Source organism: Rhizobium sp. CB2179 (genome assembly GCF_057653455.1).
In genome coordinates, this window is sequence record NZ_CM172781.1 from 4,606,386 (window position 1) to 4,630,670 (window position 24,285).

The following is a 24,285-nucleotide window of genomic DNA, read 5'->3' on the forward strand; positions in this document are numbered from 1 at the left end:
GAGTTAGAGCATGATGGCGTCCGAAAACCGCTCACACTTTTTCGGCGTCATGCTCTAGAACCTGTGAGTGATACCGATGCCCTATGATCCCGCCGGCGCCAACCCGCTCGCAGGCAATCCGCTGGAAACCCGCGCCGATATGAGCCGCGCCCTGCTTGCGCTCTTCGATCCGCTGCTTGCCTGTTTCTCGAACGGTTATGCCCGCGTCACGCTCAATGGCGGCGGCGCCCATTTCGACCGGGCGGCGGCCGATCTGGAAGGGTTCGCCCGCCCGCTCTGGGGATTGGCGCCGCTTGGCGCCGGCAACGGCGACTTCGCCCACTGGCATCGTTTTGCCGAAGGTCTCGCAAACGGCACCGATCCCGCCCATCCCGAATATTGGGGAACGGTCAATGGCCGCGATCAGCGGATGGTCGAGCTTGCCGCTCTGGGTTTTGCCCTGGCGCTGGTGCCGGAAAAGATCTGGGAGCCGCTCGATGCGCGCGCCCGCGGCAATGTCGTCGCCTATCTCAAACATGTCAGGCAGTTCGACTATGCCGACAACAATTGGAAATTCTTCCGGATCTTCGTCGATATCGCGCTCGATCGTCTCGGCGCCGATTTCGACCGCAGCCTGACGCGGCAATATCTTGAGGAGCTCGAAGGCTTCTATATCGGTGACGGCTGGTATCGCGACGGAAACGTCCGCCGTATCGACCACTACATTCCTTTCGCCATGCATTTCTATGGCCTGATCTATTCGAAGCTCGTCGACGACGATTATGCAAAGCGCTACCGCGAGCGCGCTGTCCTCTTCGCCCGGGATTTCCGGCACTGGTTTGCCGCCGACGGGGCGACGATCCCCTTCGGCCGCAGCCTGACCTATCGCTTTGCCTGCGCCGGTTTCTGGTCGGCGCTCGCCTTTGCCGATCTCGAGGCTCTGCCCTGGGGCGAAGTCAAGCATCTCTGCCTGCAGCATCTGCGCTGGTGGAAGGACAAGCCGATTGCCGATCGCGACGGCGTGCTGTCGATCGGTTTCGGCTATCCGAACCTGCTGATGTCGGAGAGTTACAATTCCGCCGGCTCCCCCTACTGGGCCTTCAAGGCCTTCCTGCCGCTGGCGATCGCTGAGGATCACCCATTCTGGACGGCGAAGGAAAAAGTGCCGGAGCAAGCACCTGACATCATCCCCCAGCGTCATCCCGGCATGGTGATCATGCGGGCGGGCGGCGATGTCATTGCGCTGTCGTCCGGCCAGGAAAACCTGCAGATGCGGAGCGGCACGGAAAAATATGCGAAGTTCGCCTATTCGGCCCGCTACGGCTTCAGCGTCGAGGCCGATGAGCGTGCCTTTGCGCTTGCCGCCTTCGATTCAGCGCTTGCCTTCAGCGATGACGGCCTGCACTACCGCGTCCGCGAAACGAACGAGGAAGCCAAGCTCGCAGGCGAGGTGCTTTATGCGAAATGGTCGCCTTTTGCCGATGTCGACGTTGAAACCTGGCTCGTGCCCGCTGCACCTTGGCATATCCGCCTCCATAGGATCAGGACAAGCCGGCCGCTACGGATTGCCGAAGGCGGATTTGCCATCGGCCGCCGGGACTTTGAGCTGGATACCCTGTCCGCTTCGGGTGGGTTTGCCTATGCGGTCGGCGAAGCCGACTTCACCGGCATTCTCGATCTCGGCTCTTCGGTCAAACGTTCGGGTGTTGTCCAGAAGGCAATGCCCAACACCAATGTGATCGTCGCGAAAACCCTCGTGCCGCAGCTGCGCGGGCAGATTCCGACCGGTGAAACCATCCTGATGACGGCAGTGCTGGCGCTTGACGATCCCGCCGCCCTCTTGTCTGCCTGGACGAGACCGCCGAAAGCGCCTGAGATTGCAGCGCTGGAGGCCCTGGTGAGGGAAAAGGGCGTGACAGTCAGTGCCATCGAAGCGCCCGGACAAATGCCATGAGCCAGCCGGCCATTATCCTTGCCATGCAACCGTCGCGCACGCAGCATGTCCTGCCGGATGAGGTCCTGCGCCGCCTGGGCGGCATCGGTCGCCTGCTGGATTCTGAGCCGCTACAGCGCTTCGACGACGAGCGTGCGAGGCGTCTGCTGGCCCAAGCCGAAATCCTGATCACCGGCTGGGGCGGGCCCTATGTCGGGCCTGAAATCCTCGCCGCAGCACCGCATCTGAAGCTCATCGTCCATGCCGCGGGCACGGTAAAGGGCGTCATCGACGACGCCATCTTCGAAGCCGGTATCCCGGTCAGCCATTCGGCCGAGGCCAACGCCGTGCCGGTGGCCGAATTCACGCTGGCGGCGATCATCTTCGCCGGCAAGCGTGTTTTCCGTTTCCGCGACCTCTACGTCGCCGACCGAAATCGCAACCGGACACATTTGATGCAGCGCGAAGCGATCGGAAACTACCGCCGCACTGTCGGCATCGTCGGCGCTTCGCGCATTGGCCGGCGCGTGATCGAGCTCCTGAAACCCTTTGACTATAGATTGCTGCTCGCCGACCCGACGCTTGATGCCGCCGAGGCAGCGGCCCTCGGAACGGAAAAGGTCGATCTCGACGAATTGATGCGGCAGGCGGATATCGTTTCCCTGCATGCGCCGTCGCTGCCGTCGACACAGCATATGATCGATGCGCGAAGGCTGTCGCTGATGAAGGACGGCGCGACGCTCATCAACACGGCACGCGGCATTCTCATCGATGAGGCCGCCCTGCTTTCGGTGCTCAAGACCCGCCGTATCGACGCGGTCCTCGACGTCACCGACCCGGAGATCCCGGAGGCGGGCTCCGCTTTCTACGATCTGCCGAATGTCTTTCTGACGCCGCATATTGCCGGCGCCATCGGGCTGGAACGGGCGCGCCTCGGCGAGATGGCGGTGGATGAAATAGAACGCTTCGTGACCGGCCAGCCGCTGCTTTACCAGATCCACCAGGCAAATCTCGAAAACATCGCCTGAGGCGGGCTCAGGCGAAGGGTATCAGCGCGACGTCCTCAGCGAATTTGGCGAACCGTCATTGGCAAGTTCGGGCATGAGATCGGCAATGTTGACCACCTTGCCGGTGCGCGAGCTCTCCAGCGCCGCAATGCCGCAAAGCACCGACATGGCGCCCGCCCGCGTGCCGGCGCGTTGCGCAAGCTTGTCTTCCATATCGGGCTTGAAGATCATGTTACGCATCCGGTCGTCGCCGCCGTAATGGCCGCCGGTGAAATGCGGAACAACGATGCGCTCCACTGCCTCCTTACCATCAGGGAAATTGCGGATGAGCAGGATCGTGTCCTGCTTCGGCTCTTCCCAGGGCTGGGCTTCATACTGGCGAAGCTCGATCCGCCCTTTGGTGCCGTTGAAGGCAAGGTGATGGCCCTCGATCGGCTGGAATGTGTTCAGTGAATAGGAGACATGGACGTTGTTGCGGTAACGGAGCGACACCACCATCGTATCGGGAATGTCGATGTCCTCGCGGAAGACGCAGCCGTCACGGAAGTAGCCGTCGATCTTCGAGGGATCCTCGTAGAGTGAATCAAGGAAGGGATCGGCCTCGAGATCGAGATAATAGTCGCATTCATGCGCGTGCGGACAGAGCTTGCAGCGCGGGCCGCGGAACGGGCCCTTGCGGCCGTAATTCTGCAGGTCGGCGAAAGAGGTGACGGCATCGGGATCGCTGTCGAGATACCAGTTCAACAGGTCAAAATGATGCGTCGCCTTGTGGACGAACAGACTACCGGAATTTTCCGTATAGGCATGCCAGCGGCGGAAATAATCCGCGCCGTGCTTGGTGTTCAGATACCAATGAAAATCGACTGAGGTGACTCGGCCGATCTCGCCGGCATTCAGCAATTCCTTGATCTTCGCGGCCGTCGGCGCATAGCGATAGTTGAAGGACACGTCGACCCGGCGACCAGTGCGCTTTTCGGCATCCAGAATCCGGCGAATCTTCTCGACCGAGGTCGTCATTGGCTTTTCGGTGATGACGTCGATGCCGGACTCCAGCGCCCGCACGACGATATCGTCATGCGTATGGTCGGGCGTACAGACGATGACGAGATCCGGCTTCTGCTCAGCAAGCATCGAATCGATGTTTTCGTAGAGCGGCGCATTACTGCCGATCATGTTGCGGGCGCGCTCGCCGCGCAGCGAATTCTTCTCGACAATGGCGGTCAGGTCGACATGCTCGCGCCAGCCGGCAAGCAGATCCTTGCCCCACATGGTGGTGCCGCGGTTTCCCGTACCGATCAAGGCAAAACGGCGTTTCTCCATCGAATGATCCTCCTGCATACGTGATGAAACAGATACTGAAATCAGGCCTGGCAGCAGCTCCTGAAGCGCTCGACGCAGGTGGCGATCACTTCGTCGGCCGGGCGTTTCCACCAGTTTTCGGCCGAAAAGATCTCCACCTCCTGAGCGCCGAAGAAACCGGCGGCCTCCACCATCCGTCTTATGCCTTTGAGGTCGATCACACCATCGCCCATCATGCCGCGGTCGAGCAGCATGTCCTTTGTCGGCACCAGCCAGTCGCAGATGTGGTGGGCAAAAATACGTTTCATGCGCCCGGCGCGAGCGATCTGATTGGCAAGATCGGGATCCCACCAGACATGGTAGACATCGACCGCAACGCCGACATCCTCGCCGAGCTGCTCGCACATATCGAGCGCGTGGCCGAGCGTATTTACGCAAGCACGGTCGGCGGCATACATTGGATGCAGCGGTTCGATGGCGAGCTTCACGCCGGCAGCCTGCGCATGCGGCAAAACGGCGGCGATGCCGTCGAACACCATTCGGCGCGCGGCGACGATGTCCTTCGAACTATCCGGCAGACCGCCGACGACGAGCACGAGGCAATCGGCGGAAAACGCTGCCGCCTCATCGATGGCCCGCCTGTTGTCGTCGAGGTTTTTCTGCCAGTCGGCATCGTTCGCCGCCGGGAAGAAGCCGCCGCGGCAAAGGCCGGTCAGCTTGATGCCGTTCGATTTGACGATCCGCACCGCCTCGTCGAGACCGACCTTGGCGACCTGGTCGCGCCACGGTGCAATCGAAGTGATGCCGTGTTTCAGGCAGATATCGACGGCTTCGGCAAAACCGCATTGCTCGCGAATCGTCGCCAGGTTGATCGAAAGTCCTTCGACCTGCATGTCATTCTCCTCCCATCACTACAGCGCCGCGCGTCTTTTCAGACGCGCAAAGGACGCTGTAGCACTTTGAATTGCTGCATAATTTTGTCCTCAAATCGGTTCCGACTTAAGGACAAAATTATGCAGCAGCCCGTGCTTCAGTTGACGCCGTGGACGGCAAGCACCTGTTTCATGCGCGCCGTTGCGAGTTCCGGATCGGCGAGAACCCGGGCCTTGTCGGCCAGGCGGAAAAGTTCGGCCAGATGCGTCAGCGAGCGGGTGCTCTGCTGGCCGCCGACCATGACGAAATGATCCTGCAGGCCGTTGAGATAGGCGAGGAAGACGACGCCGGTCTTGTAGAAGCGGGTCGGCGCCTTGAAGATGTGGCGCGACAGCGGCACGGTCGGCTCCAGCAGGTCGAAGAATTCATGGTTGCTCTTGCGGCCGAGCGCCTCGAGGGCCGCCGAGGCTGCCGGAGCGATGGCATCGAAAATGCCGAGCAGTGCGTCGGAATGGCCCTCTTCGTCGCCGGCGATCAGTTCGGCATAGTTGAAATCGTCGCCGGTATACATGCGCACGCCTTTCGGCAGCCGGCGGCGCATCGCCACTTCCTTCTCCTTGGAGAGCAGCGAGATCTTGATGCCGTCGACTTTTTCGGCATGGGCTTCGATTACCTCGAGGCAGGTGGACATTGCCTTGATATGATCACCATTGCCCCAGTAACCTTCGAGCGCCGGATCGAACATTTCACCGAGCCAATGGATGATGACAGGTTCCTTGACCTGGCGGAGGATCCGGTCATAGACGCGGATGTAGTCGTCCGGCCCTTTGGCGGCAGCGGCAAGCGCCCGGCTTGCCATCAGAATGATGCGGCCGCCGGCCGCCTCCACGGTTTCGATCTGCTCTTCGTAGGCCCTGAGGATCGTGTCGATAGTGACGTCGGGTCCCGGCGTCAGATGGTCGGTGCCGGCGCCGCAGGCGATCAGCGCATCCTTGCGGCCGGCCGCCTCACTGAGCGCCCGGCGGATGAGGTCGCGCGCTTCCGGCCAGCCGAGGCCCATGCCGCGCTGCGCCGTATCCATCGCTTCGGCAACGCCGAGGCCGAGATCCCAGAGCCGATGGCGGAAGGCGAGCGTGCGCTCCCAATCGATCGCCGGCGTCAGCCAGGGATCGTTGTCGGCGAGCGGATCGGCGACGACATGGGCGGCGGCAAAGGCGATGCGCGGAAAGGCCTTGGCGTCGCGCTTGGCGAGCACGATCGGCGTGCCGGTCAGCGTGTAGGGAACGATCTTGCCGTCGAGAGGGAGATTGATCGTCGTCACGGCTCAGAACTCCAGTGCGGGAACGTCGAGCCAGCGACGCTCGGCCCAGGATTTCAGGCCGAGTTCGGCAAGCTGCACGCCCTTGGCGCCGGCTTCCAGGCCATAGGGCCACGGCGCGTCTTCGACGACATGGCGGATGAACATTTCCCACTGCGCCTTGAAACCGTTTTCGAAGGCCTGCGTGTCTGGAACCTCATCCCAGGTCTTGTAGAAGTCGATCGTCTGCGGCTGGTCCGGATTCCAAACCGGCTTCGGCGTGTTGACGCGGTGCTGACTCCAGCATTTCGTCAGACCGGCGACGGCCGAACCATGCGTGCCGTCGACCTGGAAGGTGACGAGGTCATCGCGGCGGACGCGGACGGCCCAGGAGGAATTGACCTGCGCGATCGCGCCGCCTTCGAGCTCGAAGGTCGCATAGGCCGCATCGTCGGTGTCGCAGTCATAGGGCTTGCCCTGCTCGTCGATGCGGCGCGGAATATGCGTAGCACCGAGGCAGGATACGGCTTTGACCTCCCCGAACAGGTTGTCGAGCACGTAGCGCCAGTGGCAGAGCATGTCGAGGATGATGCCGCCGCCGTCGCCCTTGCGGTAGTTCCAGGACGGGCGCTGGGCCGGTACGCCCCAATCGCCTTCAAAAACCCAGTAGCCGAATTCGCCGCGCACCGAGAGGATCTTGCCGAAGAAGCCGGAATCCCTGAGCAGCGCCAGCTTGCGCAGGCCGGGCAGGAAGAGTTTGTCCTGCACGACGCCATGCTTGAGGCCGGAGCCGCGCGCCTTGCGGGCAAGGTCGAGTGCCACCTGCAGATCGTCGGAAATCGGCTTTTCGCAATAGATATGTTTGCCGGCATCGAGCGCCTTGGACAGCAGCTCGGCCCGCATCAGCGTTGTGCCGGCGTCGAAGAAGATCGTGTCGCCGGGATTGGCGAGCGCGGCATCGAGATCCGTCGACCAGCGCTTAATGTTATGCTTCTTCGCCAGCTCTTCCATCTTGGCGCCGTTGCGGCCGACGATGATCGGGTCGATCTCGAGTTTCTCACCCGATTTCAGCGTAATGCCGCCCTCGTCGCGGAAGGCGAGAATCGAACGCACCAGGTGTTGATTGTAACCCATGCGGCCGGTGACGCCGTGCAAGATGATCCCCAAGCGTGCCATTTTTTCCTCCCAGCAGATTTTTGCGGCGGGAGCGGGCATCCTCGTCCGGTCCTCCCGAGCCGGTAACTAAACAGTTACTTGATGGCAGAAGAGCAGCGCGGCTGTCAATAGTCAAATCGGAATTTCGAGATCAGAGCCTTTCCGGGTCAGATTGCGGCATTCTGCCGGAGCAGGTTTTCGTCAGGGCAAAGGCGATTGGCGAAGGGCATACCTTGGTACGTCCGAGGCGATCGCCTTTGCCCTGGCGGAAAGATGCCCGGCCCTTCGGGTTGGCTGAAACGGGCCGGTCGACCATCCGACTCCGTTTGAGCCAACAGAATGCTGCAATCTAACCCGGAAAGGGTCTAGCGCTTGATCGAGGTCAGCGTCACGTGGACGATATGCCTTTCCCAGGCATTGAGATGGGTCGGCTCGATCAGATCGCGGCCGAAGATCGTCGAAAGCGTGTACTGGTTGGACAGGTAGAAATAACCGAGCGACGCGATCGTCAGGTAGACATGCAAGGGATCGGCGGTCTCGATGAAGACGCCCTGCTTCTTTCCCCGCTCGAGCACGTCCGAAAGCTCGCCGATCAAATGCGAATGCAATTCCTTGAGCCGGACGGACTGGCGCAGCCAGCGGGCCCGATGCAGATTTTCCGTGCCGAGCAGGCTGAGGAATTCCGGATGCTGGAGGAAGTAACGCCAGGTGAAGAGCGCCAGTTCGCCGATGCCTTCCTCGGGGCTGCGGTCGCCGATATGCAGCGCGCGTTCGGCGGTCCGGATGCCGACATAGGCCTCTTCGAGCACTCTGAGGTAGAGCTGCTCCTTGTCGCCGAAATAATGATAGAGCATGCGCTTGTTGGTGCCGGCGCGCTCGGCGATGGCGTCGACGCGAGCCCCGCCCATGCCGTTTTCGGCAAATTCCCGGGTTGCCGCGTCAAGGATCGCGGCGCGCGTCCGCTCCGGATCGCGTTGGGCCGTTCGTTCGGCAGGTGGGCGCCGAGACCTTTTCTTTTCCCCGTTCTCGCCGCTGTCGTTCATTTCTCCACCTCCGCCTTCCCATGTTGCGCTCATAAGCCTTCGGTGCGAAATTGTAAAAACCGAATTTGAAAAGCCCGCGAGCGACACCGCTTGACACGCTCGCCGCTTTGCCCGTAGCTTGTAACCAATTAGTTATTTATGCAAGGGTAACTAGGTCCGGAAGCGTGTGGAGGCGCTTCCCTTTGGAGGAGGAAAAGAAATGACATTCCGTGTAAGCAGACGTAATTTCGTTGCGGGAGGAGCGACGCTTCTTTCGCTCTCGGCGCTGGGAACCAGCGCTTTGGCACAGGAAACGCGCTTGCGTCTCCTGTGGTGGGGCTCGCAGCCGCGTGCGGATCGCACCAACAAGGTGTCGCAGCTCTATCAGTCGAAGAAGCCAGGCACCTCGGTGACCGGCGAATTCCTCGGCTGGGGCGACTACTGGCCGCGCCTTGCGACCCAGGTCGCCGGCCGCAACGCGCCCGACGTCATCCAGATGGATTATCGCTATATCGTCCAGTATGCGCGGCGCGGCGCGCTCGCCCCGCTCGAATCCTATATGCCGGCCAAACTCAACCTCGACGATTTCGACAAGGCGCAGATCGAAGGCGGCAGCGTCGACGGCCATCTCTACGGCGTCAGCCTCGGGGCGAATTCGGCCGCCACGGTCCTGAACACCACCGCCTTCAAGGAGGCCGGCGTCGATCTGCCGACCCAGGCGACCACCTGGGAAGAGTTCGCCCGCATGGGTGCGGAGATCACCAAGGCAGGCAAACGCAAGGGCATGTTCGGCTTGGCCGACGGCAGCGGCGGCGAACCGCTGTTCGAAAACTGGCTGCGTCAGCGCGGCAAGGCGCTTTATACCGCCGACGGCAAGATCGCCTTCGACGTGGACGATGCCTCCGAATGGTACGACATGTGGGCCAAGTTCCGTGCGGCCGGCGCCTGCGTTCCTGCCGATGTCCAGGCTCTCGACAAGAACGATATCGACACCAACACGGTTTCGCTCGGCAAGTCGGCCGCCGGTTTTGCCCATTCCAACCAGTTCGTCGCCTATCAGGCAATGAACAAGGACAAGCTGGCGCTGACCAACTACATGCGCATTAAGCCGGAATCGAAGGGCGGCCACTATCGCAAGCCTTCGATGTTCTTCTCGGTCTCCGCCCAGTCGAAAGCCGTGGACCTGGCCGTGGACTACGTCAATTTCTTCGTCAAGAACCCCGAGGCAGCGCTGCTTCTGGATGTCGAACGCGGCATTCCGGAATCGAGCGCCATGCGTGAGGTCGTCGCGGCGAAGCTTGATGAGAACGGCAAGGTTGCGCTGGCCTATGTCAGCGGCCTGGGCGATCTCGCCGGCAAATTGCCGCCGCCGCCGCCTGCCGGCGCCGGTGAAGGTGAGTTGATGTTACGCAACATCGCCGAACAGGTCGGCTTCGGACAGCTGTCTCCCTCCGACGGCGGCAAACAGCTTGTCGCTGAAATCACGCAGATTCTCGCACGAGGCTGATCCCGTATGAGCAATGCGATGCGCACGCCCGCAGGGGCCATCAATGTGGAAAGATATCAGGGGGCCGTGGCCGAAGGACGCTTCAGGCGTCTCTGGAATGCCAATGCTCCCGGCTATCTCTTCCTTCTTCCATGGCTCATCGGCTTTTTCGGGCTGACGCTCGGGCCGGCCCTGATTTCGCTCTACCTTTCCTTCACCGACTTCGACATGCTTCAGTCGCCGCGGTGGGTGGGAATGGCGAATTACGTGCGCATCGCCACGGCGGACCCGAAATTCTCGGCCGCCATGCATGTCACCCTGACCTATGTCGTCTTCTCGGTGCCGTTCAAGCTGACCTTCGCATTGCTGGTCGCCATGGCGCTGAACCGCGGCTTGCGTGGGCTGTCGGTCTATCGTGCCATCTTCTATCTGCCGTCACTGCTGGGCGGTAGCGTGGCGATCGCCGTGCTCTGGCGTCAGCTTTTCGCCAGCGATGGCCTCGTCAATGCCGCGCTTTCATATTTCGGTATCGAAGGTCCAAGCTGGATCTCGCATCCGAACTATTCGATCTACACGCTGGTGGCTCTTTCCGTCTGGCAGTTCGGCTCGCCGATGATTATTTTCCTGGCCGGCCTGCGCCAGATCCCGCAGGATATGTATGAGGCCGCGAGCCTCGATGGCGCCTCCAAGTTCCGGCAATTCTACAAGATCACGCTGCCGCTTCTGACGCCGGTGATCTTTTTCAATGCCGTCGTTCAGACGATTGATGCTTTCAAGGCCTTCACGCCGGCCTTCATCATATCAGGCGGCACCGGCGGTCCGATCAACTCGACGCTGTTCTACACGCTCTACCTCTATCAGGAAGCCTTCGGCAATTTCCGCATGGGCTACGCCTCGGCGCTCGCCTGGATCCTGGTGGTGATCATCGCGATCTTCACCGCCTTCTCCTTCCTGACCTCGCGTTATTGGGTGCACTACGATGACTGAGATGACCGCTTCCGTCACTGCGGCCAGGCCGCCATCCGACATCACCAAACGCAGCCTGCCGGCGTCGCTGATCATCCACGCCCTGCTGATCGCTGCTTCACTGTTGATGCTTTATCCGCTGTTGTGGATGGTTTCGGCATCGGTCAGGCCGGAAAACGAGATCTTCTCGTCGACCTCGCTCATCCCGTCGTCGATCGATTTCTCCTCCTATGCGCGCGGTTGGGTCGGCCTCGATGTCAGCTTCGGCCGGTTCTTCTGGAATTCGCTGGTCATCTCGCTGCTGGTGGTGACAGGCAATGTCATCGCTTGTTCGCTGACAGCCTTCGCCTTTGCGCGGCTGCGTTTTGTCGGCCGGAACTTCTGGTTCGCGATCATGCTCGGCACGTTGATGATCCCCTATCACGTGACGCTGATCCCGCAATATGTGCTCTTTCTCGATCTCGGCTGGGTCAACACCATCCTGCCGCTTGTCGTGCCGAAGTTCCTGGCAAGCGATGCCTTCTTCATCTTCCTGATGGTGCAGTTCTTCCGCGGCATCCCGCGCGAACTCGATGAGGCGGCGATGATGGATGGCTGCAGCGCTTGGCGCATCTACTGGAAGATCATGCTGCCACTGTCGCTGCCGGTGATGGCAACGGCTGCGATCTTCTCCTTCATCTGGACCTGGGACGATTTCTTCGGTCCGCTGATCTACCTGAACGATATGAACACTTATACGATCCAGCTCGGCCTGCGCACTTTCGTCGATTCCACCAGTGCATCGGATTGGGGCGGTTTGTTCGCCATGTCGACGCTGACGCTCGTGCCGGTGTTCTTCTTCTTCCTGTTCTTCCAGCGCCTGCTGATCGAGGGCATCGCCACGACGGGTATGAAGCGTTGATGGCGATAACGGGAAAGAGCGACATGAGCATCAGGACGGTGGCGATCGTTGGTTGCGGTATCGGCCGCTCCCACATCGTCGAAGGTTACCTGCCGCATTCCGATAAGTTCAGGGTCGTGGCGATCTGCGACCTGAACGAGCAGCGCATGGCGGCGGTCGGCGACGAGTTCGGCATCGAACGGCGCACCACCTCTTTTGCGGAACTGCTGGCCGACGACACGATCGACATCATCGATATCTGCACCCCTCCCGGCATCCATCTGGAACAGGTTGTCGCGGCCCTGGCTGCCGGTAAACATGTCGTCTGCGAAAAGCCGCTGACGGGCTCGCTTGCCGCCGTCGATACCATCATGGAAGCGGAAAAGACCGCCAAGGGCGTGCTCATGCCGATCTTCCAGTACCGTTACGGCGACGGCATTCAGAAGGCCAAGCGGATCATCGACGCCGGTATTGCCGGCAAGCCCTATACCGCTTCGGTCGAAACCTTCTGGCTGCGCAAGCCGGAATATTACGCCGTGCCTTGGCGTGGCAAATGGGCGACGGAGCTTGGCGGCGTGCTCGTCACCCATGCCCTGCATCTGCACGACATGCTGATGCATCTGATGGGTCCGGCGGCCAGGGTCTTCGGCCGCGTCGCCACCCGCGTCAACGATATCGAGGTCGAGGATTGTGCCTCCGCCAGCCTGCTGATGGAAAACGGCGCCTTTGTCTCGCTGTCCTGTACGCTTGGTTCGCAGGAACAGATTAGCCGGCTCAGGCTGCACTTCGAGAATGTCACTTTCGAAAGCAGCCACGAGCCCTATACCCCCGGCAAGGACCCCTGGAAGATCATCGCCGCGAATGACGATGTGCGGGAGCAGATCGAACGAGTGGTTGGCGACTGGCAGCCGGTCGCGCCGCGTTTCACCACGCAGATGGGCCAGTTCCACGCTTTCCTGAGCGGCCATGCGCCGCTGCCGGTGACGACAAAGGACGCTCGCCGCGCGCTGGAACTCGTCACCGCCATCTACCAGTCTTCCGACAGCGGCGCTGACGTGCCGCTGCCGGTCGGTCCCGACAGTCCGAAATACGCCGATTGGCGCGCAAGAACGAAGTAACCGGTAAAATAAGAAGAGAGGGTTTGAGAAGATGGCAACCAGTGTCGTTCTTCAGAAGGTCGAGAAGCGCTACGGCTCGCTGGATGTGATCCATGGCATCGATCTGACGATCGATCCCGGCGAATTCGTCGTTTTTGTCGGCCCCTCGGGCTGCGGAAAATCGACCCTTCTGCGCATGATCGCCGGTCTCGAGGAGATCACCGGCGGCGGGCTGCTGCTCGACAACGAACGCATGAACGAGGTCGCGCCCGCAAAGCGCGGCATCGCCATGGTCTTCCAGTCCTATGCGCTCTATCCCCATATGTCGGTCTACAAGAACCTCGCCTTCGGCCTGGAGACGGCGGGTTACAAGAAGGCCGATATTCAGCCGAAGGTGAAGCGCGCCGCCGAGATCCTGCAGATCGAGAAGCTGCTGGAGCGCAAGCCGAAGGCGCTCTCCGGCGGCCAGCGCCAGCGTGTCGCCATCGGCCGCGCCATCGTGCGCGAGCCGCGGATCTTCCTGTTCGACGAGCCGCTGTCGAACCTCGATGCCGAACTGCGTGTGCAGATGCGCGTCGAGATCTCCCGCCTGCATCGCAGCCTCGGTAATACGATGATCTATGTCACCCATGACCAGGTCGAAGCCATGACGATGGCAGACAAGATCGTAGTGTTGAATTCCGGCCGTATCGAGCAGGTCGGCGCGCCGCTCGATCTCTATAACAACCCGGCCAACCGCTTCGTTGCCGGTTTCATCGGCAGCCCGAAGATGAATTTTTTGAAGGCCCGCATCGAGCAGGTCGGCGAGACCGAAACCAGCATCCATGTCTGCGGCAATTCCGTCCGCCTGCCGCGCCGGCTGAAAGGCGGGGCAGGAGAGGAGGTCACCTTCGGCATTCGCCCCGAGCATCTTTCGCTGGCCGAAGGCGCCATCACGCTCTCGACCGTCAATGTCGATCTCGTCGAAAATCTTGGCGGTGCCACCATGCTCTACACCACCACGCCGGATAACCAGCTCCTGACCGTCGCGCTTGACGGCCAGCAGAAGGTGGAGCGCGGCGCCAATGTGAAGGCTTCCTTCGATCCGGCCCGCTGTCACGTCTTCGACGCGGCCGGCAAGACGATCTGACCCCACGGCATAATTCCTTAAATCGGAATCGATTTAAGGATAAATTATGCAGTAATTTAAAGCTGTTACAGCGTCCATTGCGCGTCTGAAAAGACGCGCGGCGCTGTAGCGGCTGCTTGACAGCCGATCCTCCTCTGGCCCATCATTTCACAAGGGGCCGCAAGGGGGTTGAGCATGACGCCTGAAGATAGGATTCATGCGCTTGGCATCTGGCAGGGGCCGATCGCAATCTCGCCGATAGCAGGCGGCATCACCAACAGAAACTATCTGGTCAGCGATGCCGTCGCGCGCTGCGTGGTCAGGCTCGGCACCGATATTCCCATCCATCACATCAACAGGCAGAATGAGCTTGCCGCAAGTCGTGCCGCCCATGCAGCCGGCATTTCACCGGCGGTCATCCACCATTCGCCGGGCGTCCTGGTGCTCGAATATATCGAGGCGCGGGCGCTTTCGCCGGAGGATATCAGGACGCCGCAAATGCTCGCCCGGGTCTTGCCGCTGGTGCGCGCCTGCCATCGCGACATCGCCCGGCATTTCCGCGGCCAGGCGATGATCTTCTGGGTCTTCCACGTCATCCGAGATTACGCCGCCAATCTGAAGGCGTCGGCGAGCAGCTATCTTCCTCTGCTGCCGGGGCTCGTCGGCAGGGCTGAGGCCCTGGAAGAAGCGGCAGGGCCTTTCGAGATCGCCTTCGGCCACAACGACCTGCTGGCCGCCAACTTTCTCGATGACGGCAAGCGGCTCTGGCTGATCGACTGGGACTATGCCGGTTTCAACACGCCGCTCTTCGATCTCGGCGGATTGGCCTCCAACAACGAGTTCTCGCAAGCGGCTGAGCGCACGATGCTGGAGACCTATTTCGACCGGCCGCTGACCGATGATCTCAACAGGCGCTACGCCGCGATGAAATGCGCCTCGCTGCTGCGCGAGACGCTCTGGAGCATGATTTCGGAAATCCATTCCAGCATCGATTTCGATTACGCCGGCTATACGGCCGAAAATCTCGCGCGCTTCGAGCGCGCCTATCAAGCCTTTGAACAGGAACAATAAATGACGAAGGAATTACCGAAGACGGCGAAAGCCGTGGTCATCGGCGGCGGCATCATCGGCTGCTCGACGGCCTACCATCTCGGCAAGCTCGGCTGGACCGATACCGTGCTGCTGGAGTGCAAGAAGCTTACCTCGGGCACCACCTTCCACGCCGCCGGCCTCGTCGGCCAGTTGCGCACGAGCGCCAACATCACCCAGCTTCTCGGCTATTCCGTCGATCTCTACAAGCGGCTGGAAGAGGAAACGGGCCTCGGCACCGGCTGGAAGATGAATGGCGGCCTGCGCCTTGCCTGCAACGAGGAACGCTGGACCGAGGTCAGGCGCCAAGCGACCACCGCGCAGTCCTTCGGCCTCGAAATGCAATTGCTGACGCCGCAGGAAGCCTTCGATCTCTGGCCGCTGATGACGGTCGACGATCTCGTCGGTGCCGCCTTCCTCCCGACCGACGGTCAGGCCAATCCCTCCGACATCACCCAGGCGCTGGCAAAAGGCGCCCGCATGTCGGGCGTTTCGATCTTCGAGGATACCGAAGTCCTCGACCTTGAAATCGACAAGGGAAAGATCCGCGCCGTGATCACGGCGCAAGGGCGCATCGAATGCGAGCGCGTCGTCGTCTGTGCCGGTCAATGGACGCGTGCCTTCGCCGCCCGCTTCGGCGTCAACGTGCCGCTGGTCTCCGTCGAGCATCAATACATCATCACCGAATCCTTCGGCGTGCCCTCCAACCTGCCGACGCTGCGCGATCCTGATCGCCTGACCTACTATAAGGAAGAGGTCGGCGGCATCGTCATGGGTGGCTACGAGCCGAACCCCATTCCCTGGGCGAAAAACGGTATCCCGGACGGTTTCCACTACAGCCTTCTGGACAGTAATTTCGATCATTTCGAGCAGATCATGGAACAGGCGCTCGGCCGCGTTCCGGCGTTGGAAAATGTCGGCGTCAAGCAGCTGTTAAACGGCCCGGAAAGCTTCACGCCGGATGGCAACTTCATTCTCGGCGAAGCGCCGGAGCTGAAGAATTTCTTTGTCGGCGCCGGTTTCAACGCCTTCGGCATCGCTTCGGCCGGCGGCGCCGGCATGGCGCTTGCCGAATGGGTGACGAAGGGCGAACCGCCCTATGATCTCTGGCCGGTCGATATCCGCCGTTTCGGACGTCCGCATTTCGATACCGACTGGGTGCGGACACGCACGCTCGAAGCCTACGGCAAACATTACACCATGGCCTGGCCGTTCGAGGAACATTCGAGCGGCCGCCCCTGCCGCAAATCGCCGCTCTATGACCGGCTGAAGGCGCAGGGCGCCTGTTTTGGCGAAAAGCTCGGCTGGGAGCGGCCGAACTGGTTTGCCGACCTCTTCGCCAACGAGGAGCCGAAGGATGTCTACAGCTACACCCGGCAGAATTGGTTCGACGCGGTCGGCCGCGAGCACAAGGCGGTGCGTGAAGCGGCCGTCATCTTCGACCAGACGTCCTTTGCCAAATTCGTGCTGAAGGGCAGGGATGCTGAGGCAGCGCTGTCCTGGATCGCCTCCAACGATGTCGCAAGGCCGGTCGGCTCGCTCATCTACACGCAGATGCTGAACGACAAGGGCGGCATCGAATGCGACGTGACGGTCGCCCGCATCGCCGAGAACGAATATTACATCGTCACCGGTACCGGTTTCGCCACCCATGACTTCGACTGGATCGCACGCAATATCCCGGCGGCGATGCAGGCCGAGCTGGTCGACGTCACATCTGCCTATTCCGTGCTGTCGCTGATGGGACCGAATTCCCGCGCCGTGCTGGAAAAGGTGACGGGCAGCGACGTCTCGAATGCAGCCTTCCCCTTCGGCAAGGTCAGGACCGTCGGCATTGCAGGCTGCCCCGTGCGGGCCCTGCGCATCACCTATGTCGGCGAGCTCGGCTACGAACTGCATATTCCCATTGAATATGCGACCACGGTCTATGACGTGCTGATGGCATCAGGCGGCGAGCTCGGCCTCGTCAATGCCGGCTACCGCGCCATCGAGAGCTGCCGCCTGGAAAAGGGCTATCGCGCCTGGGGTTCGGATATCGGTCCCGACCATACGCCTGTTGAAGCCGGTCTCGGCTGGGCAGTGAAGATGCGGAAGAATATTCCGTTCCGCGGCCGTGAGGCGATCGAGCAGCAGCTTTCGGAAGGCGTCAAGAAGCGCCTAGCCTGCTTCATTCCCGAGGATGCCGATGCCGTGCTGCTCGGCCGTGAAACGATCTATCGCGACGGCAAGCGCGTCGGCTGGCTGTCGAGCGGCGGCTTCGGTTATACGCTGGGCAAGCCAATCGGCTACGGCTACGTCCGCAATCCCGACGGCCTGACCGAGGATTTCGTCCTCTCCGGCACCTATGAGCTTGACGTCGCGCGGGAGCGCATCCCCTGCAAGGTGTCGCTATCGCCGCTCTACGATCCCGATATGGCGCGGGTGAAGGCCTGACGATCGGAACTCTCTCATTCTTTGCTTTCGAGCGAAGCTTTGAACAGAGATGACGAGGAGAGGGCACGCCGTGTGAGCCCCCTCTGCCCTGCCAGGCATCTCCCCCACAGGTGGGGAGATCACAAGTGGCTAAACCTTCGTGCCCATCTACCGTTTCGCCCTGCTGTGACACCAGTTGTTTGGGGAAGCCGTCGCGCCCAGCCAATCTCCCCACCTGTGGGGGAGATGCCCGGCAGGGCAGAGGGGGGCGACCACGGCACGCCCTCTCATTACAAGAACCCAGCCACCCCGCGTTGGCGTGACCTACTATATTTGCGGAAAACGACTCTCCTGGGCTAAAGAAGAGCCTGAGCCAGAGGCTCCAAGCCTCAGAACAGCGGCAGCCGGTCGTCTTGAATCAGGATCTCCAGCTTGTCGGAGACATCCTGCGTCCACGCCCGATTTCCTGTCAAAGCTGCCGGGAAAAGTCCAGGAAGGGTGAAAAGAGCTGCCGAAATCGCAAGGCCGGTGCGCGGGACATCGGCGATCAGAGCGGCAATTTCCGCCGCACGGGGATCGCGCAGTTCATAGCGCTCGCCATTGCCATGCTCGCCGATCGCATAACGCATCCATGCCGCGACGGCGATCGCATAGGTCTCCGCCTTGTCGCCATGCGCCAGTGCCTCGCTTGCCGGTTCCAGCAGCCGCTGCGGCAGTTTCTGCGTGCCGTCCATGGCGATCTGATAGGTGCGATGCGCGATGGCCTTGTTTGCAAAGCGCGCTATCAATTCGCTGGCATAGTCATCGAGGTCGATGCCGGGAACCGCATCGAGCGTTCTCGCCGCCGCATGCATGTGGCGGTAGGCAAGGGCCGCCAGGCCGGCATCATCCATCACGTCGCGGATGAATTCATAGCCGCCGATATAACCGAGATAGGCGAGCAGTGAATGCGCGCCGTTCAGCATCCGGAGCTTCATCTTCTCGTAAGCCGAAACATCGGTGACCATCAGCGCGCCGGCCTTGTCCCAGGCCGGCCGGCCATTGGCGAAATCATCCTCGATCACCCATTGCGTGAAGGGTTCGGTCTCGATCGCCGCCAGATCCTGCCGTCCGGTCAGCCGTTCGGCATCCTGGTAAGTCGCCTCGGTGCTGGCCGGCGTGATGCGATCGACCATGGTCGAGGGGAAGGGCACATTTGCCTCGATCCATTGACGAAGCGAGGGGTCGACGCGTTCGGCAAAATCGAGAACCAGCCGCTTCAGGACGGCGCCGTTGCTCGGAAGATTGTCACAGCTGAGCGGTGTGAAGGGGGCGATGCCCTTCGCCCGGCGCCGGGACAGTCCCTCGACCAGATAGCCGATGACGCCGCGCGGCGCATGGCGGTTGGCAAGGTCGGCCGCCACATCGGCATGGTTGAGATCGAGCCCTCCCGTCGCGGTATCCATGCCATAGGCTTTTTCCGTCACCGTCAGGCTGACGATGCGGATGGTCGGATCTTCCAGACGATCCAGCAGTCCTGACGGATCGCGTGTCGCCACATGTGCCCGCAAAATGGGGCCGATCACCTGCGCCACCGTGCCCGACGTATCGCGGATCAGCATCGTATAGAGGCCGTTCTGTTCGTTCAGGTGATCGGCGACATCAGCAGTGCGCAGACTTGCCACCTCGATGCCCCAGTCTCCGCCCACTGCGGCAAGTGCGGCATCGGTAAACGGCGCGAAATGCGCGCGGAAAAAGGCGCCTGGCCCAAGATGCAGGATGCCGCTTTTCAGCTGGTCGCGGTCATAGGCGGGAAGCTTCGCCGTCGAGGCGAGGCCGGAAAGGGTCTGCAGTCGTTCGGTCACAGCTTGTAGGCCTTCTTTGCATTGCCATAGGAGAGCTCGCCCGCGACGATCTCGGCTTCCCGCTTGGAAATCCGGTGCTCGGCGGCAAGCTGGGCAAGGAAGCGGCAGACTTCGCGGCGCCAGACGTCATGCCGCGCGGGGATCGAAAGCAGCGCCCGCGTATCGTCGTTGAAACCCGCCATATTGGCAAAGCCCGCCGTCTCGACGACTTGGTCGAGGTAGCGGCGGATGCCGTTCGGGCTGTCGTGGAACCACCAGGGCGGTCCGATCATCAGGCAGGGCCAATGGCCGACCATTGGCGCCATCTCGCGCGCATAGGTCGTCTCGTCGAGCGTGAAGAGCAGCACGCGCAGCCCCGGCGCATGGCCGTATCTGGAAAGCAGCGCATTCAGGCCGCCGACCCAGTCGCTGCTTGTCGGGATATCGGCGCCCATATTGGGACCCCGGGTCGAGAAAAGTCCGCGGTCGGTATTGCGTCTGGAGCCGGCATGGATCTGCATCACCATGCCATCCTCGGCCGAAAGCCCGGCCATCTCGGTCATCATCTGGCCGCGGAAGAGCTCGGCCTCCCCGGCCGAAAGCGGGCCCTTCAGCGCCTTCTCGAGCAGCGCCTGTTTTTCGGCGAGCGGCAAGTCGGCGGTGAAGGCTGTGGGCACGCCGTGATCGGTCGCGGTGGCGCCGAACTGGCGGAAATAGGCGCGCCGGCGCCGATGCGCCTCGATCAGGCCGTCCCAGCGCGTTACCTCAGTGCCGGTGATCTCTCCGAGCTTGACGAGATTGTCGCGGAAGCCGACGGCGTCGGGATCGGTGACGCCGTCTGGCCTGTAGGTGGTGCGCACCTTGCCGATCCAGCCGTCGGCCGCCATCTTCTGGTGATGCGCCAGAGGATCGAGCGCCCCATCCGTCGTCGCGATCGTTTCGATGCCGAATCGCTGATGCAGCGCCCGCGGGCGGAATTCGGGAAGGGCAAGCTGGGCATTGATATGGTCGTAGAGCGCATCGGCATTGTCAGATGTCAGCGGCTCGGTGCAGCCGAGTACGGCCGACATGGCGTGGTCGACCCAAAGGCTCGAAGGCGTCCCGCGGAAAAGGTGATAATGCGCGGCAAAGGTCCGCCAGATCGCCCGTCCCTCAGCCACCGGCTTGCCGTCGAGCCGCGGCACGCCGAGCTCGTCCAAGGTGACGCCGACGCTGTGCAGCATGCGGAAGAGATAGTGATCGGGAATGACCAGCAGCGAGGCCGCATCTTCAAAGGGCTTGTCGTCGGCGAACCAGGACGGTTCGGTATGCCCGTGCGGGCTGACGATCGGCAGATTGCGCACCGTCTCGTAGAGGTCTCGCGCGATGGTCCGTGTTGCCGGATCAGCCGGAAAAAGCCGGTCCGGATGAAGAAAGCCGTTTCCTGCATCCATCAGTATTCCTCCCTGATGGATAACGGCCTACCCCACAACATCAGGCGCGGCAAGGTCTATTAGTAACCAAACGGTACAGTTTTGCGCATGGCCGCGCCGGGCATGGAAAGCATTGACGCGGCGGCCTATTTCCGCTTTGCAGAACCATCTGTTCTGCCGGTTTCGGCAAAGGAGGATCGATGTCCGACGAGACGAACCGCATCACCCAGCTGGAAGAAATGCTGGCCCACCAGGCAAAGACCATCGAAGAGCTTTCCGATCAGCTCGCCGAGCAATGGAAGACGGTCGAGCAGATGCGCACCAAGCTCGACCGGCTCACCGAACGCTTCCTGTCGCTGGAAGAACAGTCATTGGAAGCGCCTGGCATCACCCGCCCGCCGCATTATTGACGGCACGCGGCGCAATGCCGCGTGCCCGTCTCGTTAGGATGATCAATTAGACGCCGCCGATGCAGAGATATTTCATTTCCAGATAGTCGTCGGCGCCGTGCCGCGAGCCTTCGCGGCCAAGGCCGGATTGCTTGATACCGCCGAAGGGCGCCGTCTCGGATGACATCAGGCCGGTATTGATGCCGATCATGCCGTATTCCAGCGCTTCCGCCACCCGCCAGACCTTCTTCAGGTCGCCGGCGTAGAAATAGGCGGCGAGGCCGAATTCCGTATCATTGGCTTGGGCGATGACATCCTCGACCGTCTCGAAGCGAAAGAGCGGCGCCACCGGCCCGAAGGTCTCCTCGCGCGCTACCTTCATGCCGCGCGCAACGCCTGTCAGGACCGTCGGCGTGAAGAAGGTGCCGGCGCCGTCGATGCGCCTGCCGCCGGTCAGTACCTTGGCGCCCTTGGCAAGCGCGTCGCTGACATGGTCCTCCACCTTGGCAAGGCCTTGCTCGTCGATCAGCGGCCCGATCACGACACCCGGCTTGAAGCCGTCGCCGACCGACATCTCGGCGACCTTGGCGGCAAGCTTGGCGGCGAAGGCGTCATAGACGTTCGACTGGACGTAGAGGCGGTTGGCGCAGACGCAGGTCTGGCCGGCATTGCGGTATTTGGAGGCGATCGCGCCTTCGACGGCAGCGTCGAGATCGGCATCGTCGAAGACGATGAAGGGCGCGTTGCCGCCGAGCTCCAGGCTCACCTTCTTGATCTGGTCGGCGCACTGCCGCATCAGGATACGGCCGACCTCGGTCGAGCCGGTGAAGCTGATCTTGCGCACCTTTTCATTGCCGCAGAGTTCGCGGCCGATCGCCGGGCCATCCACGCCGACGATGACGTTGAAGACGCCGGCCGGAATGCCGGCCTGCTCGGCGAGCACGGCAAGCGCGATCGCCGTCAGCGGCGTCTGTTCGGCCGGCTTCGAGACCACGGTGCAGCCGACGGCAAGCGCCGGGGCGATCTTGCGGGTGATCATCGCCGCCGGGAAGTTCCACGGCGTGATCGTACCGACGACGCCGACTGGCTGCCGGATGACGATCATCCGTTTATCGTCGGAAGGCGCGGGGATCGTCTCGCCATAGATGCGTTTGGCCTCTTCCGCATACCATTCGATATAGGCCGCGGCATAAAGGATCTCGCCGCGCGCTTCCGGGAACGGCTTGCCCATTTCGGCGGTCAGGATCGCCGCGAGTTCGTCGGCATTGGCGACCATCAGGTCGAACCATTTGCGCAGGATCGTGCTGCGCTCCTTGGCCGGACGGGCCGCCCAGCCCGGCTGGGCGGCATGGGCCGCATCGATTGCCGTCCGCGTCTCGGCCGCGCCCATATCGGGCAGTGAGGCGAGCAACTCGCCGGTTGCCGGGTTCAGCACGTCGAAAGTCCGAGTGGCATCGCCTGATGTCCAGACGCCGTCGATATAGCCGGCATCGCGCAGCAGGGGCGAGGAGAAGGGAACGTGCTTGGTCAGTGCGCTGGTGAAAGCCATGTCATATCCACCTTGGGAGTGCGGTTGCCGGTTGCCGGCAGCCATTGAAATCCAGTTCGGGTGCGATCACTTGGCCGCGCTTGCTTGCAGCATGGAGGCCTCGAGAATATCGAGCGCTTCGCCGAAGATCTCGTCCTGGATGGTGATCGGCGCGAGGAAGCGGATGACATTTCCGTGGACGCCGCAGGTGAGCAGGATCAGGCCCTTATCGAGCGCGATCAGCCGCACCTGGTTGGCGAATTCCGCGCTCGGCAGTCCCGTCGTCCGGTCGTTGAATTCAACCGCATTCATGAAGCCCGGTCCGCGAATATCGACGATCTCGGGCACCGTCTCGCGCAACGATTCCAGCCGCTGCTTCAGCCGTCCGCCAAGCTGGTTGGCGCGATTGCAGAGATTCTCATCGACAATGACGTCGAGCACGGCATGGGCGGCGGCGATCCCGAGCGGATTGCCGCCATAGGTGCCGCCGAGCCCGCCCGGTCCCGGCGCATCCATGATTTCGGCGCGGCCGGTGACGGCGGCGAGCGGAAAGCCGCCGGCCAGGCTCTTTGCCATCGTCGTCAGGTCGGGCGCCACCTCGTGATGATCCATCGCGAACATCCTGCCGGTGCGGGCAAAACCGGTCTGCACCTCGTCGGCAATCAGCAGGATGCCGTGCTGGTCGCAGAGCTCGCGCAGCGCCTTCATGAAGGCGACGGGTGCGGAGTAGAAGCCACCTTCCCCCTGTACCGGCTCGATGATGATGGCGGCGACGCGCTGCGGATCGACATCGGCGGCGAAGAGTTTCTTCAATGCCGCCAGCGACTGATCGGCGGTGACGCCGTGCAGCTCGACCGGGAAAGGAATATGGAACACGTCGCCAGGCATCGCGCCGAAGCCGACCTTGTAGGGCACGACCTTGCCGGTCAGCGCCATGCCCATGAAGGTGCGGCCATGGAAGCCGCCGCCAAGGGCGATGACGGCCGAGCGGCCGGTTGCGGCGCGCGCAATCTTGACGGCGTTCTCAACCGCTTCGGCGCCCGTCGTGACGAAGATCGTCTTCTTCTCGAAATCACCAGGCAGCAGCGCGTTCAGCCGTTCGGCAAGGTGTACGTAGCTCTCATAGGGAACTACCTGATGGCAGGTATGGGTGAAGCGGTCGAGCTGGTCCTTGACCGCTGCGATGACCCGGGGATGGCGGTGGCCGGTGTTGAGAACGGCGATGCCGGCGGCGAAATCGATGTAGCGGCGGCCCTCCTTGTCCCAGATCTCCGCATTCTCTGCACGATCCGCATAAATCTGTGTCGTCATGCCGACGCCACGTGAAATAGCGGCGTTCTTCCGGTCCGTAAGGCTTGTCGCGTTCATCGATGGCTCCTCCGCTTAAAAGGGGTTGAAAACTATCTTGCATATTTGCTGCAAGATGTATACAAAACACCTACATTTTTCCTGCAAGAAAACAAGCGGCATTTTTTGCTTCAAACATCACGTTTTTTGATGAAAGCTTTGGAGCGATTGGAATCAGGGATA

The 24,285-nt window shown here is 61.7% G+C and carries 19 protein-coding genes; 10 read left to right on the forward strand and 9 right to left on the reverse strand.

Features of this window, described 5'->3' with window-relative positions; translation table 11 throughout:
- Window positions 1-76: 76 nt before the first annotated feature.
- A complete protein-coding gene (locus AC244Q_RS22545; protein ID WP_128405680.1) occupies window positions 77-1,933 on the forward strand; it encodes a DUF2264 domain-containing protein in 1,857 nt (618 codons plus the stop codon).
- Complete coding sequence (locus tag AC244Q_RS22550; RefSeq protein ID WP_012759611.1) at window positions 1,930-2,940, forward strand: hydroxyacid dehydrogenase; 1,011 nt, start codon at window positions 1,930-1,932, stop codon at window positions 2,938-2,940. The genes AC244Q_RS22545 and AC244Q_RS22550 overlap by 4 nt, the downstream gene beginning before the upstream one ends.
- A 21-nt stretch (window positions 2,941-2,961) precedes the next feature.
- On the opposite strand, the gene AC244Q_RS22555 is transcribed toward AC244Q_RS22550, so the two are convergent.
- From AC244Q_RS22555 to AC244Q_RS22575, 5 genes are all read right to left on the reverse strand, one after another.
- Entirely contained in the window at window positions 2,962-4,239 is a 1,278-nt protein-coding gene (locus AC244Q_RS22555) for a Gfo/Idh/MocA family protein (protein WP_017995628.1), read from the reverse strand.
- A 41-nt stretch (window positions 4,240-4,280) separates the two neighbouring features.
- Window positions 4,281-5,111 carry a sugar phosphate isomerase/epimerase family protein gene (locus AC244Q_RS22560; RefSeq protein ID WP_012759613.1) on the reverse strand — a complete coding sequence of 277 codons (831 nt, stop codon included), beginning with the start codon at window positions 5,109-5,111 and terminating at the stop codon, window positions 4,281-4,283.
- 137 nt (window positions 5,112-5,248) lie between these two features.
- Entirely contained in the window at window positions 5,249-6,412 is a 1,164-nt protein-coding gene (locus tag AC244Q_RS22565) for a dihydrodipicolinate synthase family protein (RefSeq protein WP_012759614.1), read from the reverse strand.
- A 3-nt stretch (window positions 6,413-6,415) separates the two neighbouring features.
- Window positions 6,416-7,564 carry a Gfo/Idh/MocA family protein gene (locus AC244Q_RS22570; protein WP_113547949.1) on the reverse strand — a complete coding sequence of 383 codons (1,149 nt, stop codon included), beginning with the start codon at window positions 7,562-7,564 and terminating at the stop codon, window positions 6,416-6,418.
- Window positions 7,565-7,908: 344 nt separating this feature from the next.
- On the reverse strand, window positions 7,909-8,586 hold the full coding sequence (locus AC244Q_RS22575; RefSeq protein WP_012759616.1) for a TetR/AcrR family transcriptional regulator: 678 nt from the start codon (window positions 8,584-8,586) through the stop codon (window positions 7,909-7,911).
- Window positions 8,587-8,785: 199 nt separating this feature from the next.
- On the opposite strand from AC244Q_RS22575, the gene AC244Q_RS22580 reads away from it, so the two are divergent.
- The 7 genes from AC244Q_RS22580 to AC244Q_RS22610 all read left to right on the forward strand — a co-directional run bounded on the left by AC244Q_RS22580 (window position 8,786) and on the right by AC244Q_RS22610 (window position 17,624).
- Entirely contained in the window at window positions 8,786-10,072 is a 1,287-nt protein-coding gene (locus tag AC244Q_RS22580) for an ABC transporter substrate-binding protein (protein ID WP_012759617.1), read from the forward strand.
- Between the two features lie 6 nt (window positions 10,073-10,078).
- Window positions 10,079-11,038, forward strand: coding sequence for a carbohydrate ABC transporter permease (locus tag AC244Q_RS22585; RefSeq protein WP_003555743.1), 960 nt, complete (start codon window positions 10,079-10,081; stop codon window positions 11,036-11,038).
- Window positions 11,031-11,918 (forward strand): carbohydrate ABC transporter permease, encoded by an 888-nt coding sequence (locus AC244Q_RS22590; RefSeq protein ID WP_026157525.1) that lies wholly within the window; start codon window positions 11,031-11,033, stop codon window positions 11,916-11,918. Before AC244Q_RS22585 ends, AC244Q_RS22590 begins: the two co-directional genes overlap by 8 nt.
- The gene (locus AC244Q_RS22595; protein ID WP_197727425.1) at window positions 11,918-13,015 is read left to right on the forward strand and encodes a Gfo/Idh/MocA family protein; all 1,098 of its coding nucleotides are present in this window, start codon (window positions 11,918-11,920) and stop codon (window positions 13,013-13,015) included. Before AC244Q_RS22590 ends, AC244Q_RS22595 begins: the two co-directional genes overlap by 1 nt.
- A 31-nt stretch (window positions 13,016-13,046) precedes the next feature.
- Entirely contained in the window at window positions 13,047-14,123 is a 1,077-nt protein-coding gene (locus tag AC244Q_RS22600; protein WP_017995630.1) for an ABC transporter ATP-binding protein, read from the forward strand.
- Between the two features lie 174 nt (window positions 14,124-14,297).
- Complete coding sequence (locus AC244Q_RS22605; protein WP_113546630.1) at window positions 14,298-15,173, forward strand: phosphotransferase; 876 nt, start codon at window positions 14,298-14,300, stop codon at window positions 15,171-15,173.
- Window positions 15,174-17,624 carry a GcvT family protein gene (locus tag AC244Q_RS22610; RefSeq protein ID WP_113546629.1) on the forward strand — a complete coding sequence of 817 codons (2,451 nt, stop codon included), beginning with the start codon at window positions 15,174-15,176 and terminating at the stop codon, window positions 17,622-17,624.
- A 368-nt stretch (window positions 17,625-17,992) separates the two neighbouring features.
- Here AC244Q_RS22610 and AC244Q_RS22615 read toward each other — a convergent pair whose 3' ends face one another.
- A complete protein-coding gene (locus AC244Q_RS22615) occupies window positions 17,993-19,447 on the reverse strand; it encodes a mannitol dehydrogenase family protein (protein ID WP_113546628.1) in 1,455 nt (484 codons plus the stop codon).
- The gene (gene uxaC, locus AC244Q_RS22620; RefSeq protein ID WP_113546627.1) at window positions 19,444-20,859 is read right to left on the reverse strand and encodes a glucuronate isomerase; all 1,416 of its coding nucleotides are present in this window, start codon (window positions 20,857-20,859) and stop codon (window positions 19,444-19,446) included. The genes AC244Q_RS22615 and uxaC overlap by 4 nt, the downstream gene beginning before the upstream one ends.
- Window positions 20,860-21,038: 179 nt before the next feature.
- Between uxaC and AC244Q_RS22625 the strand changes: the two genes are divergently transcribed.
- Window positions 21,039-21,248: a SlyX family protein gene (locus AC244Q_RS22625; RefSeq protein WP_012759624.1), complete on the forward strand. Its 210-nt coding sequence runs from the start codon at window positions 21,039-21,041 to the stop codon at window positions 21,246-21,248.
- Window positions 21,249-21,294: 46 nt separating this feature from the next.
- Here the strand turns inward: AC244Q_RS22625 and AC244Q_RS22630 are convergent, their stop codons facing one another.
- Window positions 21,295-22,776, reverse strand: coding sequence for an NAD-dependent succinate-semialdehyde dehydrogenase (locus AC244Q_RS22630; RefSeq protein ID WP_113546626.1), 1,482 nt, complete (start codon window positions 22,774-22,776; stop codon window positions 21,295-21,297).
- Window positions 22,777-22,842: 66 nt separating this feature from the next.
- A complete protein-coding gene (locus AC244Q_RS22635) occupies window positions 22,843-24,123 on the reverse strand; it encodes a 4-aminobutyrate--2-oxoglutarate transaminase (protein WP_128405681.1) in 1,281 nt (426 codons plus the stop codon).
- Window positions 24,124-24,285 lie beyond the last annotated feature (162 nt).

Bases quoted from the DNA above. Each gene is read 5' to 3' on its own strand.
- AC244Q_RS22545 (WP_128405680.1), top strand. From the start codon at position 77: ATGCCCTATGATCCCGCCGGCGCCAACCCGCTCGCAGGCAATCCGCTG.
- AC244Q_RS22550 (WP_012759611.1), top strand. From the start codon at position 1,930: ATGAGCCAGCCGGCCATTATCCTTGCCATGCAACCGTCGCGCACGCAG.
- AC244Q_RS22555 (WP_017995628.1), bottom strand. From the start codon at position 4,239: ATGGAGAAACGCCGTTTTGCCTTGATCGGTACGGGAAACCGCGGCACC.
- AC244Q_RS22560 (WP_012759613.1), bottom strand. From the start codon at position 5,111: ATGCAGGTCGAAGGACTTTCGATCAACCTGGCGACGATTCGCGAGCAA.
- AC244Q_RS22570 (WP_113547949.1), bottom strand. From the start codon at position 7,564: ATGGCACGCTTGGGGATCATCTTGCACGGCGTCACCGGCCGCATGGGT.
- AC244Q_RS22575 (WP_012759616.1), bottom strand. From the start codon at position 8,586: ATGAACGACAGCGGCGAGAACGGGGAAAAGAAAAGGTCTCGGCGCCCA.
- AC244Q_RS22580 (WP_012759617.1), top strand. From the start codon at position 8,786: ATGACATTCCGTGTAAGCAGACGTAATTTCGTTGCGGGAGGAGCGACG.
- AC244Q_RS22585 (WP_003555743.1), top strand. From the start codon at position 10,079: ATGAGCAATGCGATGCGCACGCCCGCAGGGGCCATCAATGTGGAAAGA.
- AC244Q_RS22590 (WP_026157525.1), top strand. From the start codon at position 11,031: ATGACTGAGATGACCGCTTCCGTCACTGCGGCCAGGCCGCCATCCGAC.
- AC244Q_RS22595 (WP_197727425.1), top strand. From the start codon at position 11,918: ATGGCGATAACGGGAAAGAGCGACATGAGCATCAGGACGGTGGCGATC.
- AC244Q_RS22600 (WP_017995630.1), top strand. From the start codon at position 13,047: ATGGCAACCAGTGTCGTTCTTCAGAAGGTCGAGAAGCGCTACGGCTCG.
- AC244Q_RS22605 (WP_113546630.1), top strand. From the start codon at position 14,298: ATGACGCCTGAAGATAGGATTCATGCGCTTGGCATCTGGCAGGGGCCG.
- AC244Q_RS22610 (WP_113546629.1), top strand. From the start codon at position 15,174: ATGACGAAGGAATTACCGAAGACGGCGAAAGCCGTGGTCATCGGCGGC.
- uxaC (WP_113546627.1), bottom strand. From the start codon at position 20,859: ATGGATGCAGGAAACGGCTTTCTTCATCCGGACCGGCTTTTTCCGGCT.
- AC244Q_RS22625 (WP_012759624.1), top strand. From the start codon at position 21,039: ATGTCCGACGAGACGAACCGCATCACCCAGCTGGAAGAAATGCTGGCC.
- AC244Q_RS22630 (WP_113546626.1), bottom strand. From the start codon at position 22,776: ATGGCTTTCACCAGCGCACTGACCAAGCACGTTCCCTTCTCCTCGCCC.
- AC244Q_RS22635 (WP_128405681.1), bottom strand. From the start codon at position 24,123: ATGAACGCGACAAGCCTTACGGACCGGAAGAACGCCGCTATTTCACGT.